Source organism: Palleronia sediminis (assembly GCF_004358695.1).
Taxonomy (GTDB): Bacteria; Pseudomonadota; Alphaproteobacteria; order Rhodobacterales; family Rhodobacteraceae; genus Palleronia; species Palleronia sediminis.
Genome location: NZ_SNAA01000004.1, coordinates 142,839 through 158,949, shown reverse-complemented (window position 1 = coordinate 158,949; position 16,111 = coordinate 142,839). Strand labels below are relative to the sequence as shown.

The window sequence follows — 16,111 nt, the reverse complement described above, 5'->3', positions numbered from 1 at the left end:
TTGCGGCCGCCCGGCATCCGGGGCACCGTCCGGCGCATGGCTGCGCGGACCCCCGGCGACCCCGATCACGAGGCGAAAACGCCCCCGGCCCCGACGCTCGGCGCGACCTGGCCGGTTTGGGGGCGGATCGGGCTTTTGTCCTTTGGCGGCCCGGCGGCGCAGATCGCGCTGATGCACCGGATGGTCGTCGACGAGCGCCGCTGGCTGACCGAGCGGCAGTTCCTCGACGCCCTCTCTTTCTGCATGTTGCTGCCCGGCCCCGAGGCGATGCAGCTTGCCACCTATGCCGGGTGGCGGATGCACGGGGTGCGCGGCGGGCTGGTGGCCGGGGGGCTGTTCGTGCTGCCGGGCGCGGTGCTGATCGCGGTGCTGGCCGCACTCTACGCGCGGTTCGGCGACCTGCCGGCGGTGGAGGCGCTGTTTCTCGGGGTCAAGGCGGCGGTCTTGGCCATCGTGGTCGAGGCGCTGCTGCGCGTGGCGCGCCGGGCGCTGGTCGGCCCCGAGGCGGCGGTGATCGCGGGCACGGCCTTTGCCGCGCTGTTCGTGTTCGCGCTGCCCTATCCGCTGGTGGTGATCGGCGCGGCGGCATGGGGCGCGCTGCGCCTGTCCCGGCCCGCAGAGGCCGCGGCCCCGCCCGTCCGCGCCGTCGGGCGCCGTCATCCGCTGGCCGCGACGCTCGCCACCGCGGCGCTGTGGCTCACGATCTGGCTCGGGCCGCTTGCGGTCGTGGGCGCGCTCGCGCCCGAGGTGTTCGGCGACGTGGCGCGGTTCTTTTCGGTGCTGGCCACGGTGACTTTCGGCGGGGCCTACGCGGTGCTGGCCTACATGACGCAGGAGGCGGTCGCGACGCAGGGATGGCTGAGCACCGCCGAGATGCTCGACGCGCTGGGGCTGGCCGAGACGACGCCGGGGCCGCTGATCCTCGTGACCGAGTTCGTGGGATACCTCGCCGGGCATCGCGCGGCGCCGGCCGGCGCTTCGCCGCTGCTCTGGGGGCTGGGGGCGGCGGCGGTGACGCTCTGGGCGACTTTCGCGCCGTGTTTCCTGTGGATCTTTGCCGGGGCGCCCTGGATCGACCGCATCTCGGCGCGGCCGCGGCTGCGCGCGGCGCTGGCGGGGGTGACGGCGGCCGTGGTCGGCGTCATCGCCAACCTGTCGCTGTGGTTCGGGCTGCATGTCCTCTTTGGCGAGGTCGGGACCGTCGCGGCCGGGCCGGCCCGCATCGCCCTGCCCGAGATCGCGAGCTTCGACTGGCGCGGGGCGGTGGTGGCGGCGGTGGCGGCGCTGCTGCTGATGCGGGTGCGATGGGGCGTGCCCGCGACGCTGGCCGCCTGCGCCGCACTGGGCGCGGGGCTGGTGCTGGCGGGGTGAAAGGGGGCGCCGGGCGAAGAGATCCCCGCCCGGCGCGAACGATCAGAACGGGCTGTCGGGATAGTAGAACTGCTCGGCGTTCTCGGGCGTGACCAGCACCGAGCCGATGGTGAACTTGCCCGAGACGGGCGCGTTCGAGGTCAGGCCGACGGCGGTCATCTCGATCGCGGTAGCGATCATCGAGGGCGGATAGGTGACGTCGGCGGGGATCATCTCGTCGCCATCCATGACGCGCTTGATCATCTCCTTCATGCCGGCGCCGCCGAGGACGAACTGGATGTCGTCGCGGCCCGCCGCGTCGATGGCGGCCAGAACGCCCACCGCCATGTCGTCATCCGAGGCCCAGACCGCGTCGATCTGCTCGTGCTTGGACAGGAAATCCTGCATCACGTTGAAGCTGTCGTCGCGGTTCCAGTTGCCGTGCTCCATGTCGAGAACCTCGATGCCCGAGCCCTCGATGGCCTGCTGGAACCCCTCGACGCGCTCGTTGTCGATGGTGGTGGGGATGCCGCGCAGCACGACGATCTTGCCGCCATCGGGCATCCGGCTGGCCATGTATTCGCCCGAGACGCGGCCGAAGCCGGGGTTGTCGCCGGCGACGTAGAGATCCTCGACCCCCTCGACCGAGAGGCCGCGATCGACGACCGTGACCCATGCGCCGCTTTCGGCGACGGCCTGGACGGGCGGCGTCAGCGGGTCGGATTCGAAGGGCAGGACCACCAGCGCGTCGATGTTGCGCGTGGCGACCATGTCTTCGATGTCGTTCACCTGCTTGCCGGGGTCCGACGCCGTGGACAGGACGAAATCGAGCTGGGGATAGACCTCTTCGAGGCGCTCGACGGTCTGCTGGGCGTGAAAGTTCATGCCGCCCGCCCAGCCATGGGTCGCGGCGGGGATCGAGACGCCGATCACCTTGGTTTCGCCGTCCTGCGCCAGCGCCGCGCCCGTCGTCAAGGCCAGCGCCGTGCAACCGGCGAGCATCGTCTTCATGTAGGACATTCGAGTTTCCTCCCTGGAAATGGCGGGGTCGTCAGCCCTTCGCCTTGGCCCCTCGCTGCAAGATCACCGCGAGGATGATGATGACCCCCTGTATCGCGCCGTTGAGATAGGGCGAGACCAGGTCGGTCAGGTTAAGGATGTTGTCGATCATGCTCAGGATCAGCACGCCGATCACGGTGCCCCAGACGCGGCCGAACCCGCCCTTGAGCAGCGTGCCGCCGATGATGACGGCGGCGATGGCCTCGAGCTCCCACAGGACGCCGGTCGAGGCCGAGGCCGAGCCGAGGCGCGGCACGTACATGATCGTCGCCACGCCGACCAGCATCCCCAGCATGGCATAGGTCAGCAGCCGCGTACGGTTCACGTCGACGTTGGAATAATGCGCGACATGCTCGTTCGACCCGGTGGCCGCGCAATGCCGCCCGAAACGCGCGCGGCTCAACAGGATCTCGCCCGCGATCACGGTCAGCGCGAACACGATGATCGGCCAGCTCACCCCGAGGATGCCGTCGAAATAGACCGGCCGGTAAAAGCCGCGCAGCTCGAAATCCAGGCTGAGCGTGCCGCCATCGGCAAGCCACGTCACGAGGCTGCGATAGATGCCCATCGTGCCCAGCGTGACGATGAAGGCCTCGATCCCCAGCGCGGTGATGAGAAACCCGTTGAGAAGCCCCGCGAGGATGCCCGCGATCAGCGCCACGGCCATGCCCAGCAGGATGATCGGCACGCCCACGCCCAGCGTCGGCAGCGCCGCATTCATCACGAGGATCATCAGCCCCGCGATGAAGGCGGCCATGGAGCCCACCGACAGGTCGAGCCCGCCCGCCGTGATGACGAAGGTCATGCCCACGGCGATGATGCCGATGAAGGCCGAGCGGGCCAGCACGTTGGTGATGTTGGCCGGCCCGAGGAAATTCGGGTTGAGCAGCGCGCCGATCACGATCAGCACGACCAGCGCGATGACGGGGCCCAGCACGCTCATGGAGGGGAGCGTGCGCCGCGCGGCGGGTGGGGCGGTATCGGTGGTCATGACGCTGCCTTTTCCATTTGGCCGACGCCCATCGCATGCCTCACGATGGCGTCCTCGGTGATCCCGTCGCCCGACAGGACGCCGGCGATCCGGCCCGACCGCATCACCATCACCCGGTCCGCGAGGCCGATGACCTCCTGCATTTCGGACGAGATCATGACGATGCCGCAGCCCTCGCGGGCCAGGTCGCGCAGGAAGGAATAGATCTGTTGCTTGGTGCCGATGTCGATGCCGCGCGTCGGCTCGTCCACGATCAGGATCGCGGGGTCGGACTGCATCACCTTGGCCAGAAGCAGTTTCTGCTGGTTGCCGCCCGAGAGGTTGCCGACGCGCACGCCGCGTTGCCCGGCGCGGATGTCGAAGGTCTCGATCGCGCGGTCGAGCGCGCGCTCCTCGGCGGCGGTGTCGATCAGGATGCCGCCGAACTTGTGCAGCGCCTGGAGCGTCAGGTTCTCGCGCAGGCCCTTGTCGAGCAGCAGCCCGCGCAGCTTGCGATCCTCGGTGAGGTAGCACAGCCCATTGGCCAGCGCGTCGCCGGGGCGGTCGATGGTCACGGTCCGGCCCGCGATCTCGATGCGGGCGGCATGGGCGGGGCGCAGACCGCAAAGCCCCTCCATCGCCTCGGTGCGGCCCGAGCCGATCAGCCCGGCGATCCCCAGGATCTCGCCGCGGCGCAGTTCGAACCCGATGTCGCTGGCATGGCCCGGCACGTCGAGCCCCTCGACCCGCAGCAGGATTTCGCCGTCGGACGCGTCTCCGGGCTTGGCGGGATAGAGGTCCGAGACGTCGCGCCCGACCATCGCGGTGGCCATCGCGTCCTCGGTGATTTCCGCGACGGGGCCGTCATGGACCAAGGCGCCGTCGCGCAGCACGGTGACGCGGTCGGCGATCTCGGCCACCTCGCCCAGCTTGTGCGAGGTGAACAGGATGGCGGTCCCGGCGGCCTTCATCGCGCGCACCTGCTCGAACAGCACGCGCGTCTCGGTGCCGGTCAGAACCGCGGTCGGCTCGTCCATGATGAGCACCCGCGCGTCGCGGCTGAGCGCCTTGGCGATCTCGACCATCTGCTTGTCGGAATTGGACAGCTCCGAAACCAGCGTGTCGGGATGCACGCGGCATTCGACCCGGTCGAGATATTCGCGCGTCAGCCGCCGCATCCGCGCCTTGTCGAGCAGCCATCCCCGCCGAAGCTCGCGCCCGAGAAAGATGTTCTGCTCGACGGTCAACTGCTCGGCGAGGTTGAACTCCTGATGGATCATCACGATCCCGGCCATCTCGGCCTCGTGCAGCGAGCCGAAGGTGATCTCCTCTCCGTCGAGAAGGATGCGGCCCGAGCTTGCCGGCTGGTATCCGGCGAGGATCTTCATGGTGGTGGACTTGCCCGCCCCGTTCTCGCCGATCAGCGCCAGCACCTCGCCCGCGCGCAGGGCGAGGTCTATGCCGTGCAGCACCTCGATCGGCCCGAAGCTCTTGCTGACGCGATCGAGCGCCAGGACGGGGCTGGCGGTCATATGGCGACCCAGGCGGCGTTGTCGCGCGCCGAGGTCACGCAGGCCCGGATGAAGGCCATCCCCTCCATCCCGGCGGCGATGCCGGGCAGCTTGCCCATCGCCGCCTCGCGCGATTGGCCGTCCTGAACGGCGCGGATCGCGGCGGCGGCCTCGGTGTAGATGTTGGCGAAACCCTCGAGATAGCCCTCGGGGTGGCCGGGCGGGATGCGGCTGACGGATGTCGAGGGATCGGTCGCGCCGGCGCCGTTGCGGGTGATGCGGCGGGTGGGTTCGCCATGCGGCGTGAACCAGAGGTAATTGGGATCCTCCTGCGCCCATTCTAGCCCGCCCCTGTCGCCATAGACGCGCAGGCGCAGCCCGTTCTCGCATCCGGGCGCGACCTGGCTGCACCACAGCATCCCCCGCGCCCCGCCCTCGTAGCGCAGCAGGATGTGCGCATTGTCGTCGAGCTTGCGCCCCGCGCCGAAGCTGCTGAGATCGGCGGCGAGTTCGGCGCCGGTCAACCCGGTGACGAAGCCTGCGAGGTTGTAGGCATGGGTGCCGATATCGCCGATGGCCCCGCCCGCGCCGGCGCGTTCGGGATCGGTGCGCCACTCGGCCTGTTTCACGCCCTCGTTCTCGACCGAACTGGTCATCCAGTCCTGCGGATACTCGACCTGAACGACGCGGATCGTGCCGATCTGGCCGTCCTCGACCATGGCGCGGGCCTGCCGGACCATGGGATAGCCGGTGTAGTTATGGGTCAGCACGAACAGCGCGTCGCTGTCGCGCACCGCCCGCTCCATCGCCTCGGCATCGTCGAAGGTCGCGGTCAGGGGCTTGTCGCAGATGACATGGATGCCGCGCGACAGGAACGCCTGCGCGGCGCGGTAATGGACGTGGTTGGGGGTGACGATGCTGACCGCCTCGATCCCGTCGGGGCGCGCCGCCTCGGCCTCGGCCATGGCGTCGAAACTGTCATAGCTGCGCTCGGGGTCGAGCCCGAGCGCGGCGGCGCTTTCGCGGGCCTTTTCGGGGGTCGAGGACAGCGCCCCCGCGACGAGGTCGTAATGCCCGTCGATGCGGCTTGCGATGCGGTGCACCCCGCCGATGAAGGCGTCGGCCCCGCCGCCGACCATGCCCAGCCTGATCCGCGTCATCGGTCGATCCCCAGCAGCTTGCGGTTGGTGGCCGCGTCCACGTCCCCGCCCGCGAAATCGTCGAAGGCGTGGGGCGTCACGCGGATGATGTGGTCGCGGACGAATTGCGCACCCTCGCGCGCGCCGTCCTCGGGGTGTTTCAGCGCGCATTCCCATTCGACCACGGCCCAGCCGTCGAAATCGTTGGCCGCCATCTTGGAAAAGATCGCGCCGAAATCGACATGCCCGTCGCCGGGGCTGCGGAATCGTCCGGCGCGGTTCACCCAGGGCTGGTAGCCGCCATAGACGCCCTGCCGGCCGGTCGGGTTGAACTCGGCATCCTTGACGTGGAACATCTTGATGCGTTCGGCATAGATGTCGAGATTGTCGAGGTAATCCAGGCATTGCAGGACGTAATGCGACGGGTCGTAAAGCATGTTGCAGCGCGGATGCCCGTCGAGCCGTTCGAGAAACATCTCGAAGGTGATGCCGTCGTGCAGATCCTCCATCGGGTGGATCTCGTAGCAGACATCGACGCCGCATTCCTCGGCATGATCGAGGATCGGGCGCCAGCGGCGGGCGAGCTCGTCGAAGCCCTGCTCGACGAGGCCCTGCGGGCGCTGCGGGAACGGGTAGATGAAGGGCCAGCACAGCCCGCCGGAAAAGGTGACATGCTGCCCGATGCCGAGGTTTCGCGACGCGGTCAGCGCCTTCTTGACCTGTTCGACCGCCCATTCGGTGCGGGCCTGCGGCTTGCCCTGAACCTCGGGGGCGGCGAACCCGTCGACCCAGGCGTCATAGGCGGGATGCACCGCGACGAGCTGGCCGAGGATATGGGTCGAGAGGTCCGTGACCACGACGCCGTTATCGCGCGCCTCGCCCGCCCAGTCGTCGCAATAGCCCTGCGATTCGGCGAGCTTGTCGAGATCGACGAGCCGGCTGTCCCAGACGGGCACCTGCACGCCCTCGTAGCCGCAATCGGCCGCCCATTTCGTGATCGCGCCCCACGAGTTGAACGGAGCCTCGTCGCCCGCGAACTGCGCCAGGAACAGGCCCGGCCCCTTGATGGTCTTCATGCAATCCTCCCCTCTGGTGCCGATCGCGCGCGCGCCCCGTCATGCAGGGCCGCGCCGCCGGTCGCCCGCGTTTTGACCAACGTACCTCATTTTTCGGCCGGGAAAAGGGCCTTGCGCCCCCGCCCGTCCGAAACCCCGCCGCGCGGCACGTTCAGGGAAGGTTGTCGCGCAGGAAGATCTCGATCCCGACGCGGTTCTCGTCGCGGTCGAAGGGCTTGCCCTGCGACAGGGCCAGCAGGGTGCGCAGGGCGGCGCGGGCCTCGCGGGCGGGGTCTTGCCGGATGACCGCGTCGATCCGGCCCTCGAGCAACCAGCGCCGCGAATGTTCGGTCAGCTCGTGCACGACGACGGGAGGGGCCGGGTCGCGGCGCCCCAGCGCGGCAACCACCCCGCGATTGCCCGCGCCGAGGCTGTAGATGCCCACCACGTCCTCGGTCGCGTCGAGCAGCGCGGCCAGCCGCGTCTCGGCCCTGCCCGCGTCGTCCAGCGCCTCGACCGGCGGCAGCGCCTCGAGATGGGGAAAATCCTGCGCCAGCACCTGCCGGAACCCGGCATAGCGCTCGGCATGGTCGTTCACCCGCATCGCGCCCGCGACGACGGCAATCCGGCCCGCGCGGTCGCCGCAGAACCCGCCGAGCAGCCGGGCGGCGGTGCGGCCGGCGCGGATATTGTCGATGCCGATGAAATGCGCGCGCAGATCGGCCGGCAGGTCCGAGACCAGGGTGACGACACCCAGATCGGCGGCCTGCAACCGCGCGACGGCACGCCGGACGGCAGGCGAATCGACGGCGACGAAGGCGGTGCCGTCAAAGGCGCCGGGGGTCAGCGCATCGAGCTCGCGAAACAGCGCCTCCCCGTCGAAGGGCGGGACCAGCCGCACCTCGGCCTCGACGCCCTCGGCCGCCAGCGACCGGGCATAGGCGACCACCTCGCGCTCGAGATTGCGCATGAAGCTGTTGGCCCCGGCCGGCAGCACGAAGAGAAAGCGGAACCGGCGCTGCCGCGACAGGTTCGCCGCCGCCGCGTTACGGACATAGCCCAGCGCGCGCACCGCCTCTTCGACGCGGGCGCGGGTCGCGGGGCGCACCCGGTTGCGGTCGTTGAGGACTCGGTCGACGGTGGAAAGGCTGACCCTTGCGACGCGGGCCACGTCGTGGATGGTCGATCTTGTCATCCGAACCCTCTCGGCCGCTAACATCGCGGACGATTTCTTGCACGGAAGGTTTACGCCGCGCAAACCCGCGATGACGGGGCGCGGCCCCTCAGTCGACGAGGCCCGCGCGCGGCGCGTGCAGCACGAAGGTCAGGCCCGCGGGTGCATAGTCCAGCGCGGCGGTGCCGTTGAAATAGCCCGCCAGCGCCTCTTCGATCATGCGGCTGCCAAAGCCTCGGCGCGCGGGCGCGGCGACCGGGGGGCCGCCATGCTCGGTCCAGGAAAAGCGGAACGCGCCCTCGGGGCCGTCCTCGACCCCCCATGCGACCGTCACCCGCCCGCCCTCGGTCGAGAGCGCGCCGTATTTCGTCGCGTTCGTCGCGAGCTCGTGCAGGGCCATGGTCAGGGCCAGCGCCTGCTTGGAGCCGATGGGCAGGTCGGGGCCCTCGATGGTGAAACGGCTCCTGCTCAGGCAGTGCGGGGCCAGCGCGGCGTCGACCACGGCGGGGATGCGGGTCTCGGACCAGGTCGAGTTGATGAGCCGGTCGCTGGCCTGCGCCATGTTGGTGATGCGCACATGGATCGCGGCGCTGGCGTCCGCGAGGCTGTCGGCCTGCCGCAGGGTCTGCGACACCATCGCGTGCACCATGGCGAGCGTGTTCTTCACCCGGTGGTTCATCTCGCCCAGCATCAGCTCGCGCTGCTCTTCGGCGCTCTTGATCTCGTGGATATCGGTGCAGGTGCCGAGCCAGCGGACGATGGCGCCGCTTTCGTCGCGCACCGGCTGCGCCCGGCCCAGAACCCAGCGATATTCGCCCGAGCGGTGGCGCAGGCGATACTCGATATCGTACAGTTCGCCGGTCGCGAGGGAGTGCTGCCACAGCTTCATCGCCTTGACCTGGTCGTCGGGGTGGAACATGCCGTTCCACTCATGGCCATCGGTCGACCCTTCGGGCACGCCGGTGAACTCGTACCAGCGCGCGTTGAAGAAATCGTGGTGCCCGTCGGGGCGCGTCGCCCAGACCATCTGGGGCATCGCCTCGGTGATGCTGCGGAACTGCGCCTCGCTGCGGACGAGCGCCTCGCGGATATGCTGCTCTTCGGTGATGTCCTTGAAGACGATGACGAACCGCCCGAGCGGCGGGACCGGCATGGCGAAGACGTCGAAATGCCGTCCCATCACGTCCGAACGATCCTGGAACCTGAGGGTTTCGTTGCGAAAGGCGACCCGCGCATAGGTTTCGATCCATTTCGCCTCGAGCCCCGGAACCAGCTCGCGCGCGGTGCGGCCCTCGGCGTCCTTCAGGCCGGTCATCTGCTCGAACAGCGGATTGACCTCGACAAAGCGGTAATCGACCGGCTCGCCCTCGCGGTCGAGCATCATCTCGGCCAGGCAATAGCCCTGGTCGATCGAGGAAAAGACCGATCTCAGCCGCGCCTCGCTTTCGCGCAGCGCATCCTCGGCGCGGCGCTGGCGGGTGGTGTCGATGATGACCCCGGTGAACCGGTCGGGCGCGCCATCGGCATCGCGCACGCAGCGCCCCTGCGCGAGGATGTGGCGCACGATGCCGCTGTCGTCGACAGTGCGATACTGTTCCTCGTAGGGCTCGCCGGTGTCGACGGCGTGCTCGATCGCCGCCAGCACCCGGTCGCGGTCGGCGGGGTGGATCACGTCGGTGAAGGCCTTGAGCGGCAGCCGCGCGCCCACCCGGAAGGCGGGAAAGCCGAAGGCGATCACGAAAGCCTCGTCCACCGCCATCTGGTCGGTTTTCGTGTCCCAGTGGAACGTGCCGACCGTGCCGCTGGCCTTGAGCGCATAGGACATGTGCCGTTCGCTGTCCTCGGCCCGCATCCGGGCCTCGACCTGCTCGGTCACGTCGAAGGAGAACGACATGACACCCTTGATCGCGCCGTCATCGTCCTGCCACGGCTGGACGACCTGCCGATACCATTTCGGCACCCTGCCCTGCGCGCCCATGTCGAGAACGGCGCGGGCCTGCGGCAGCTCGACCGGATCGCCGGTGCGGAACACCCGGTCCAGCGTCTCGGCGAACCCCATGCCGTCGAGTTCGGGAAAGACCTCGCGATAGGCGCGGCCGATCAGGACGCGGGGGCCGACCGCCCGCTCGTAGGCGGGGTTGGCGTAGATGCAGACATGGTCCGGCCCCTCATGCACCGAGATCAGCGCGGGCGCCGCGTCGAAAAGCTGCTTGAACGACGGCGCGGGGATCGCCGTCGCGAGGGCGCGGTCTTCGAGGGGTGTCATTCCGATCTCACCCCTCCGCATGACCTCCGCCCCCCGATCCGGGTCCATCGGCATCGCCGCGTGCTGGCATCGGAACGATCGCGTGCATTGTCCGTCCATGAACCCCTGGGAGTGGCGGATCGGCCGCCTGTCTGTGCGGGCCACCCGGCGCACCGGTGCCCTGAGACCCGAATACGCGCAAAAAACGGGGCCGTCCACGCTCATCGGAGGCGCCGCGCAACAATCGTAGGCGGCCGCGCGGGGCATGGGTTCGGGGCGGGGGGGGTGGTGATCCCGGCAGGGTTCGAACCTGCAACCTGCCCCTTAGGAGGGGGCTGCTCTATCCAGTTGAGCCACGGGACCGGCCGGGCACGGTCTAGTCGCGCGGGGCGCGCGCGTCCAGCCCGTCAGGCGGGCAACGTGTCGGTGATGGCGCGGGCGGCGGCGCGGGGGTCGCGCGCCTGCCAGACCGGGCGGCCGACGACGATGTGATCGGCCCCCGCGGCGATGGCATCGGCAGGCGTCGCGATGCGTTTCTGGTCGCCGGGATCGGAGCCCTCGGGACGGACGCCGGGCGTCACGATCAGCCGCCCCCGCGCCGAGGGCAGCGCGCGGATCGCCGCCGTCTCGACCGGCGAGGCGATGACCCCGTCGGCCCCCGCGGCAAAGGCCGCGTCGGCCCGCGCGGTCGCGATCTCGGCCATGTCGCCCGCGCGGATCAGGCTTTCGTCGAGATCGGCCCGGTCGAGCGAGGTCAGCACCGTGACGGCGAGAATCCGCGTATCGCTGCCCGACGCGCCCTCCTTGGCGGCGCGCACGACATGGGGATCGCCATGGACGGTGAGAAAGTCGATGTCGAACCGCGCGAGCCCGCGGACGGCGGCCTCGACCGTGGCGCCGATATCGAAGAGCTTCATGTCGAGAAAGATGCGCTTGCCGTGATCGGCCTTGAGTTCGGCGGCCAGCGCCAGCCCGCCGCCGGTCAGCATGCCGAGCCCGATCTTGTAAAAGCCCACGGCGTCGCCGAGCGTTCCGGCCAGGGCCAGTCCGCTGACCGCGTCGGGCACATCGAGGGCCACGATCAGCCTGTCATCCGTCATCGCGCGCTCCATATTGCGGGGTCGATCTTCCCTAGGGGGGCGGCCGCAGACGGGCAAGCCGGAACCCGGCCGTCATGCCCTCCGTTGCGCTATACAACAGCAAGGAGCCCGATATGGCCAATTCATCCAAAGGCGCGGGAAACCCGCTGCTTCCTCTCGGTATCGTTGCGGCCGCGGTGGTCGTCGTGATCGCCGGGATCTTTCTGTTCATCGACGAGACGCCGCCCGACGAGCCGACCGTGATCGCCGAGGACGATATCGAGGCGCGGCCCGCAGGCGCCGGGACCAACCCCGAGGGCGAGGCCGACGAGAACATGGAAGGCGTGACCGACGCCGTCGATGCCGTGACCCCGGCCGCACAGGGCGAGGATACCATCCCCGCCGCCGAGCAGGGGCCCGCCGCCGATGTCGAGGGCGCCCCCGAGATCGAGGGCGAGACCACGGCCGACGAAGAGGTGACGGGCACCGTCGACAGCCCCGTGGTGAACGACGGCTCGGACGCGGGCGAGGGCTCGCCCGACGGCGTGTCGGATTCGGGCTCGGGCGCGGGCGAGGACGGCGCCGACCTGCTGCCTGCCGGCGAGGCGGGAACGGGCGGCGCGGATGGCGAGCTTGGCAACGAGCCGCCGGCGGCCGAGATAGATCAGGGCGCGGATAGCGACGCCACCGAAGAGTTCCTTCTGGACGAAGAGACGACGGGCGGCGACGCGGCCACCATCGACACCCCCGTCGAGGGCGACGCCCCCGATGCGCCCGAGGGACGCGACGCGCGGACCGATCTCGAACCCGAAGAGGGGCAGGAGATCATCCGCGACACCGACGATGGCGGCACGCCCTTCATCCCGACCCCCTCGGGCCCCGAAGGCCGCGACGACAACGCGGCGACCATCGAATAGGCCGCTCCGCCCTTCGGGCAGGATGCCCGGAGGGCATGCCCCGGCATGACAAAGCCGCGCCCCGTGACAGGGCGCGGCTTTTCGCGTCGGCCTGCTGCCGGAGGGAAGGCGGTCAGGCGGCCTCGGAGATCTCGGGGGTGCGGGGGGCGAGACGGCGGGACAGTTCGGCCGCGTCGCGGATCAGCCGCTCGCGCAGCGGCGCGTCGCCGTTGCGCGGCACCGAGGTGCGCAGCCGCGCGTGGCGGGCGGGCTGACCGGGGCGGGACAGGATCAGGTCGACCACGGCCTCGACCCGGCCGAAATCGCGATCGAGATGGACGTGGCTGAACGATGCCCGCGCGACGATGCCGGACGCGTCCATGGCGACGAGGGGGAAATCTCTGCTCATCTTGTGCCTCGTTTACTGCGGTGCGCCGTTATCCGACGCTTCGGGGAATCAAGCGCGGGAATGTGGATAAGTTCCCGCGGGGCCGCTCACCCCGGCGTGAGGGCGCGTCTTGATCGGGCCCCCCGCGCTTCCCAGATAGAAAGCACAAGGCCCCACCGGGATGTGCCTGCGACAGGGCATCCGCACCGGGGCGCTTAGCAAGGAGACGACACATGAACCTTGAGAAGTTCACCGAACGGTCGCGCGGTTTCATACAGGCGGCCCAGACCATCGCGATGCGCGAGAACCACCAGCGGCTGGTCCCCGAACACCTGCTGAAGGCCCTGCTGGACGACGAGCAGGGGTTGGCGGCCAACCTCATCACCCGCGCCGGCGGCGCCCCGCAACGGGTCGCCGAACAGGTCGAGCTGCACCTTGGCAAGATGGCCAGGGTGACGGGCGACGGCGCGCAGGTCTATCTCGACCAGTCCACCGCCCGCGTGCTGGACGAGGCCGAAAAGCTCGCGACCAAGGCGGGCGACAGTTTCGTGCCGGTGGAGCGTATCCTCATGGCCCTGGCCATGGTCAAGTCCAAGGCCAAGGACGCGCTGGATGCCGGCGCGGTCAGCGCGCAGGGGCTGAACACCGCGATCAACGACATCCGCAAGGGCCGGACCGCGGACTCGGCTTCGGCCGAGGACGGCTACGAGGCGCTCAAGAAGTTCTCGATCGACCTGACGGCCCGCGCCCGCGAGGGCAAGATCGACCCGATCATCGGGCGCGACGACGAGATCCGGCGCACCATGCAGGTGCTCAGCCGCCGCACCAAGAACAACCCGGTGCTGATCGGCGAGCCGGGCGTCGGCAAGACCGCCATCGCCGAGGGGCTCGCCCTGCGGATCGTGGATGGCGACGTGCCCGAAAGCCTGCGCAACAAGAAGCTCTTGGCGCTCGACATGGGCGCGCTTATCGCGGGCGCGAAGTATCGCGGCGAGTTCGAGGAGCGGTTGAAGTCGATCCTCAAGGAGATCGAGGCCGCCGCGGGCGAGATCGTGCTGTTCATCGACGAGATGCACACCCTGATCGGGGCGGGCAAGGCCGATGGCGCGATGGATGCCTCGAACCTGCTGAAACCCGCGCTGGCACGGGGCGAGCTGCACTGCGTGGGCGCCACGACGCTCGACGAGTATCGCAAGCATGTCGAAAAGGACGCGGCGCTGGCGCGGCGGTTCCAGCCCATCGTGGTCGACGAGCCGACGGTCGAGGATACCGTCTCGATCCTGCGCGGCATCAAGGAAAAGTACGAACTGCACCACGGTGTGCGGATCTCGGACTCGGCGCTGGTGGCGGCCGCGACCCTGTCGCATCGCTATATCACCGACCGGTTCCTGCCCGACAAGGCCATCGACCTGATGGACGAGGCCGCCAGCCGCCTGCGGATGGAGGTCGACAGCAAGCCCGAGGAACTCGACGCGCTCGACCGGCAGATCCTGCAGATGCAGATCGAGGCCGAGGCCCTGAAGAAAGAGGACGACCAGCCCTCGCGCGACCGGCTGCTGACGCTGGAGCGGGAACTGGCCGACCTTCAGGAACGCGCGGGCGAGATGACCGCCAAGTGGCAGGCCGAGCGTGACAAGCTCGATGCCGGGCGCGTCCTCAAGGAAGAGCTGGACCGGGCACGGGCCGAGCTCGACATCGCCAAGCGCGAGGGCGATCTCGCCCGCGCCGGGGAGCTGTCCTACGGCATCATCCCCGAGCTTCAGCGCAAGCTGGGCGAGGCCGAGGAGCGTGACGACGACCTCATGGTCGAGGAAGCCGTGCGCCCCGAGCAGATCGCGCAGGTGGTCGAACGCTGGACCGGCATCCCGACCTCGAAGATGCTGGAGGGCGAGCGCGACAAGCTGCTGCGAATGGAAGAGGAACTGGGCAAGCGCGTCATCGGGCAACAGGCGGCGGTCAAGGCCGTGGCCAACGCCGTGCGCCGCGCGCGTGCCGGGCTCAACGACGAGAACCGCCCGCTGGGCAGTTTCCTGTTCCTCGGCCCCACCGGCGTCGGCAAGACCGAGCTGACCAAGGCCGTGGCGGAATACCTGTTCGACGACGACCAGGCGATGGTGCGGGTCGACATGTCCGAGTTCATGGAAAAGCACGCGGTCGCGCGGCTGATCGGCGCGCCTCCGGGCTATGTCGGCTATGACGAGGGCGGCGTCCTCACCGAGGCCGTGCGGCGGCGTCCCTACCAGGTGATCCTGTTCGACGAGGTCGAAAAGGCGCACCCGGACGTGTTCAACGTGCTGTTGCAGGTGCTCGACGACGGGGTTCTGACCGACGGTCACGGGCGCACGGTCGACTTCAAGCAGACGCTCATCGTGCTGACCTCGAACCTCGGGTCGCAGGCGCTGAGCCGGATGCCCGAAGGCGCCGACTCGGCACAGGCGCGTCACGACGTGATGGAGGCGGTGCGGGCCCATTTCCGCCCCGAGTTCCTGAACCGGCTGGACGAGACGGTGATCTTCGACCGGCTCAGCCGCGCCGACATGGACGGCATCGTGACGATCCAGCTTCGCCGGCTCGAGCAGCGGCTTGCCGCGCGCAAGATCACGCTCGATCTGGACGACGCCGCGCGGACCTGGCTGGCCGACGAGGGCTATGACCCGGTCTTCGGGGCGCGGCCGCTCAAGCGGGTGATCCAGCGGGCCCTGCAGGACCAGCTTGCCGAGATGATCCTCGCGGGCGACATCGCGGACGGCGCGACCGTATCGGTCAGCGCCGGGGCCGACGGGCTGCTGGTCGGCGACCGCGTCTCGACGAGCAACCGCCAGCCGCCGCAGGACGCGGTGGTGCACTGACCGCCGGGCAGCATCCGGCAGACCGAGGGCCCCCACGCGGGGGCCCTTTTGCGTTTCGGGCCATTTTGCCGCAGGCGCAGCCATGCGTTTGCCGCAACGCGGCATCTCGGTTGTGTCGATTGTGTTAGCGCCGGAAAGGGCCAAATAGGGGGCAAGCCGAAACGAACGACAACCGGAGATGACAATGGCCTACATGACCCAAACCGCCCCGCGCTCGCGCTTTGCCGAGATGCTTGCCGCACTGCGGCAGAACCGCGCCCGCCGTGCCGAATACCTGCGCGTCCGTGGCGAGCTGGAAATGCTCAGCAACCGCGAACTGTCCGATATCGGCATCTCGCGCGCGGATATCGAGCGCGTCGCCCGCAGCGCGATGAAGTGACCTCCGAGGGGCCTTGC

Annotated in this window: 13 protein-coding genes and 1 tRNA gene; 4 read left to right on the top strand and 10 right to left on the bottom strand. The window is 69.4% G+C overall.

Annotated features, from left to right (window positions below):
* Nucleotides 1-36 precede the first annotated feature (36 nt).
* Nucleotides 37-1,371 (top strand): chromate efflux transporter, encoded by a 1,335-nt coding sequence (chrA, locus tag E2L08_RS05655; protein WP_133396083.1) that lies wholly within the window; start codon nucleotides 37-39, stop codon nucleotides 1,369-1,371.
* Between the two features lie 42 nt (nucleotides 1,372-1,413).
* Here the strand turns inward: chrA and E2L08_RS05650 are convergent, their stop codons facing one another.
* From E2L08_RS05650 to pyrF, 9 genes are all read right to left on the bottom strand, one after another.
* Nucleotides 1,414-2,361, bottom strand: coding sequence for an ABC transporter substrate-binding protein (locus tag E2L08_RS05650; RefSeq protein ID WP_133396154.1), 948 nt, complete (start codon nucleotides 2,359-2,361; stop codon nucleotides 1,414-1,416).
* 40 nt (nucleotides 2,362-2,401) lie between these two features.
* Entirely contained in the window at nucleotides 2,402-3,400 is a 999-nt protein-coding gene (locus tag E2L08_RS05645) for an ABC transporter permease (protein ID WP_168771057.1), read from the bottom strand.
* Nucleotides 3,397-4,911 carry a sugar ABC transporter ATP-binding protein gene (locus E2L08_RS05640; RefSeq protein ID WP_133396082.1) on the bottom strand — a complete coding sequence of 505 codons (1,515 nt, stop codon included), beginning with the start codon at nucleotides 4,909-4,911 and terminating at the stop codon, nucleotides 3,397-3,399. Before E2L08_RS05640 ends, E2L08_RS05645 begins: the two co-directional genes overlap by 4 nt.
* Nucleotides 4,908-6,050: a Gfo/Idh/MocA family protein gene (locus tag E2L08_RS05635; protein WP_206076971.1), complete on the bottom strand. Its 1,143-nt coding sequence runs from the start codon at nucleotides 6,048-6,050 to the stop codon at nucleotides 4,908-4,910. The genes E2L08_RS05640 and E2L08_RS05635 overlap by 4 nt, the downstream gene beginning before the upstream one ends.
* Entirely contained in the window at nucleotides 6,047-7,105 is a 1,059-nt protein-coding gene (locus E2L08_RS05630) for a sugar phosphate isomerase/epimerase family protein (RefSeq protein ID WP_133396081.1), read from the bottom strand. The genes E2L08_RS05635 and E2L08_RS05630 overlap by 4 nt, the downstream gene beginning before the upstream one ends.
* A 151-nt stretch (nucleotides 7,106-7,256) precedes the next feature.
* Nucleotides 7,257-8,279 carry a LacI family DNA-binding transcriptional regulator gene (locus tag E2L08_RS05625; protein ID WP_206076970.1) on the bottom strand — a complete coding sequence of 341 codons (1,023 nt, stop codon included), beginning with the start codon at nucleotides 8,277-8,279 and terminating at the stop codon, nucleotides 7,257-7,259.
* 88 nt (nucleotides 8,280-8,367) lie between these two features.
* Nucleotides 8,368-10,524, bottom strand: coding sequence for a PAS domain-containing sensor histidine kinase (locus E2L08_RS05620; RefSeq protein ID WP_168771056.1), 2,157 nt, complete (start codon nucleotides 10,522-10,524; stop codon nucleotides 8,368-8,370).
* A gap of 265 nt (nucleotides 10,525-10,789) precedes the next feature.
* A tRNA-Arg gene (locus E2L08_RS05615) sits at nucleotides 10,790-10,866 on the bottom strand.
* Between the two features lie 44 nt (nucleotides 10,867-10,910).
* Nucleotides 10,911-11,603 (bottom strand): orotidine-5'-phosphate decarboxylase, encoded by a 693-nt coding sequence (gene pyrF / locus E2L08_RS05610; RefSeq protein ID WP_133396078.1) that lies wholly within the window; start codon nucleotides 11,601-11,603, stop codon nucleotides 10,911-10,913.
* 113 nt (nucleotides 11,604-11,716) lie between these two features.
* Here pyrF and E2L08_RS05605 point away from each other — a divergent pair, with 113 nt between their 5' ends.
* Nucleotides 11,717-12,499 carry a hypothetical protein gene (locus E2L08_RS05605; protein ID WP_133396077.1) on the top strand — a complete coding sequence of 261 codons (783 nt, stop codon included), beginning with the start codon at nucleotides 11,717-11,719 and terminating at the stop codon, nucleotides 12,497-12,499.
* Between the two features lie 112 nt (nucleotides 12,500-12,611).
* Here E2L08_RS05605 and E2L08_RS05600 read toward each other — a convergent pair whose 3' ends face one another.
* The gene (locus E2L08_RS05600; protein ID WP_133396076.1) at nucleotides 12,612-12,887 is read right to left on the bottom strand and encodes a hypothetical protein; all 276 of its coding nucleotides are present in this window, start codon (nucleotides 12,885-12,887) and stop codon (nucleotides 12,612-12,614) included.
* Between the two features lie 212 nt (nucleotides 12,888-13,099).
* Between E2L08_RS05600 and clpB the strand changes: the two genes are divergently transcribed.
* Entirely contained in the window at nucleotides 13,100-15,715 is a 2,616-nt protein-coding gene (clpB, locus tag E2L08_RS05595; RefSeq protein ID WP_133396075.1) for an ATP-dependent chaperone ClpB, read from the top strand.
* Between the two features lie 184 nt (nucleotides 15,716-15,899).
* Nucleotides 15,900-16,094: a DUF1127 domain-containing protein gene (locus E2L08_RS05590; protein ID WP_133396074.1), complete on the top strand. Its 195-nt coding sequence runs from the start codon at nucleotides 15,900-15,902 to the stop codon at nucleotides 16,092-16,094.
* The last annotated feature ends 17 nt before the right edge of the window (nucleotides 16,095-16,111 follow it).

What these genes read in the sequence shown, in the direction of transcription:
- chrA (WP_133396083.1), top strand. Translation starts at nt 37, where the DNA reads ATGGCTGCGCGGACCCCCGGCGACCCCGATCACGAGGCGAAAACGCCC.
- E2L08_RS05650 (WP_133396154.1), bottom strand. Translation starts at nt 2,361, where the DNA reads ATGAAGACGATGCTCGCCGGTTGCACGGCGCTGGCCTTGACGACGGGC.
- E2L08_RS05645 (WP_168771057.1), bottom strand. Translation starts at nt 3,400, where the DNA reads ATGACCACCGATACCGCCCCACCCGCCGCGCGGCGCACGCTCCCCTCC.
- E2L08_RS05640 (WP_133396082.1), bottom strand. Translation starts at nt 4,911, where the DNA reads ATGACCGCCAGCCCCGTCCTGGCGCTCGATCGCGTCAGCAAGAGCTTC.
- E2L08_RS05635 (WP_206076971.1), bottom strand. Translation starts at nt 6,050, where the DNA reads ATGACGCGGATCAGGCTGGGCATGGTCGGCGGCGGGGCCGACGCCTTC.
- E2L08_RS05630 (WP_133396081.1), bottom strand. Translation starts at nt 7,105, where the DNA reads ATGAAGACCATCAAGGGGCCGGGCCTGTTCCTGGCGCAGTTCGCGGGC.
- E2L08_RS05625 (WP_206076970.1), bottom strand. Translation starts at nt 8,279, where the DNA reads ATGACAAGATCGACCATCCACGACGTGGCCCGCGTCGCAAGGGTCAGC.
- E2L08_RS05620 (WP_168771056.1), bottom strand. Translation starts at nt 10,524, where the DNA reads ATGACACCCCTCGAAGACCGCGCCCTCGCGACGGCGATCCCCGCGCCG.
- pyrF (WP_133396078.1), bottom strand. Translation starts at nt 11,603, where the DNA reads ATGACGGATGACAGGCTGATCGTGGCCCTCGATGTGCCCGACGCGGTC.
- E2L08_RS05605 (WP_133396077.1), top strand. Translation starts at nt 11,717, where the DNA reads ATGGCCAATTCATCCAAAGGCGCGGGAAACCCGCTGCTTCCTCTCGGT.
- E2L08_RS05600 (WP_133396076.1), bottom strand. Translation starts at nt 12,887, where the DNA reads ATGAGCAGAGATTTCCCCCTCGTCGCCATGGACGCGTCCGGCATCGTC.
- clpB (WP_133396075.1), top strand. Translation starts at nt 13,100, where the DNA reads ATGAACCTTGAGAAGTTCACCGAACGGTCGCGCGGTTTCATACAGGCG.
- E2L08_RS05590 (WP_133396074.1), top strand. Translation starts at nt 15,900, where the DNA reads ATGGCCTACATGACCCAAACCGCCCCGCGCTCGCGCTTTGCCGAGATG.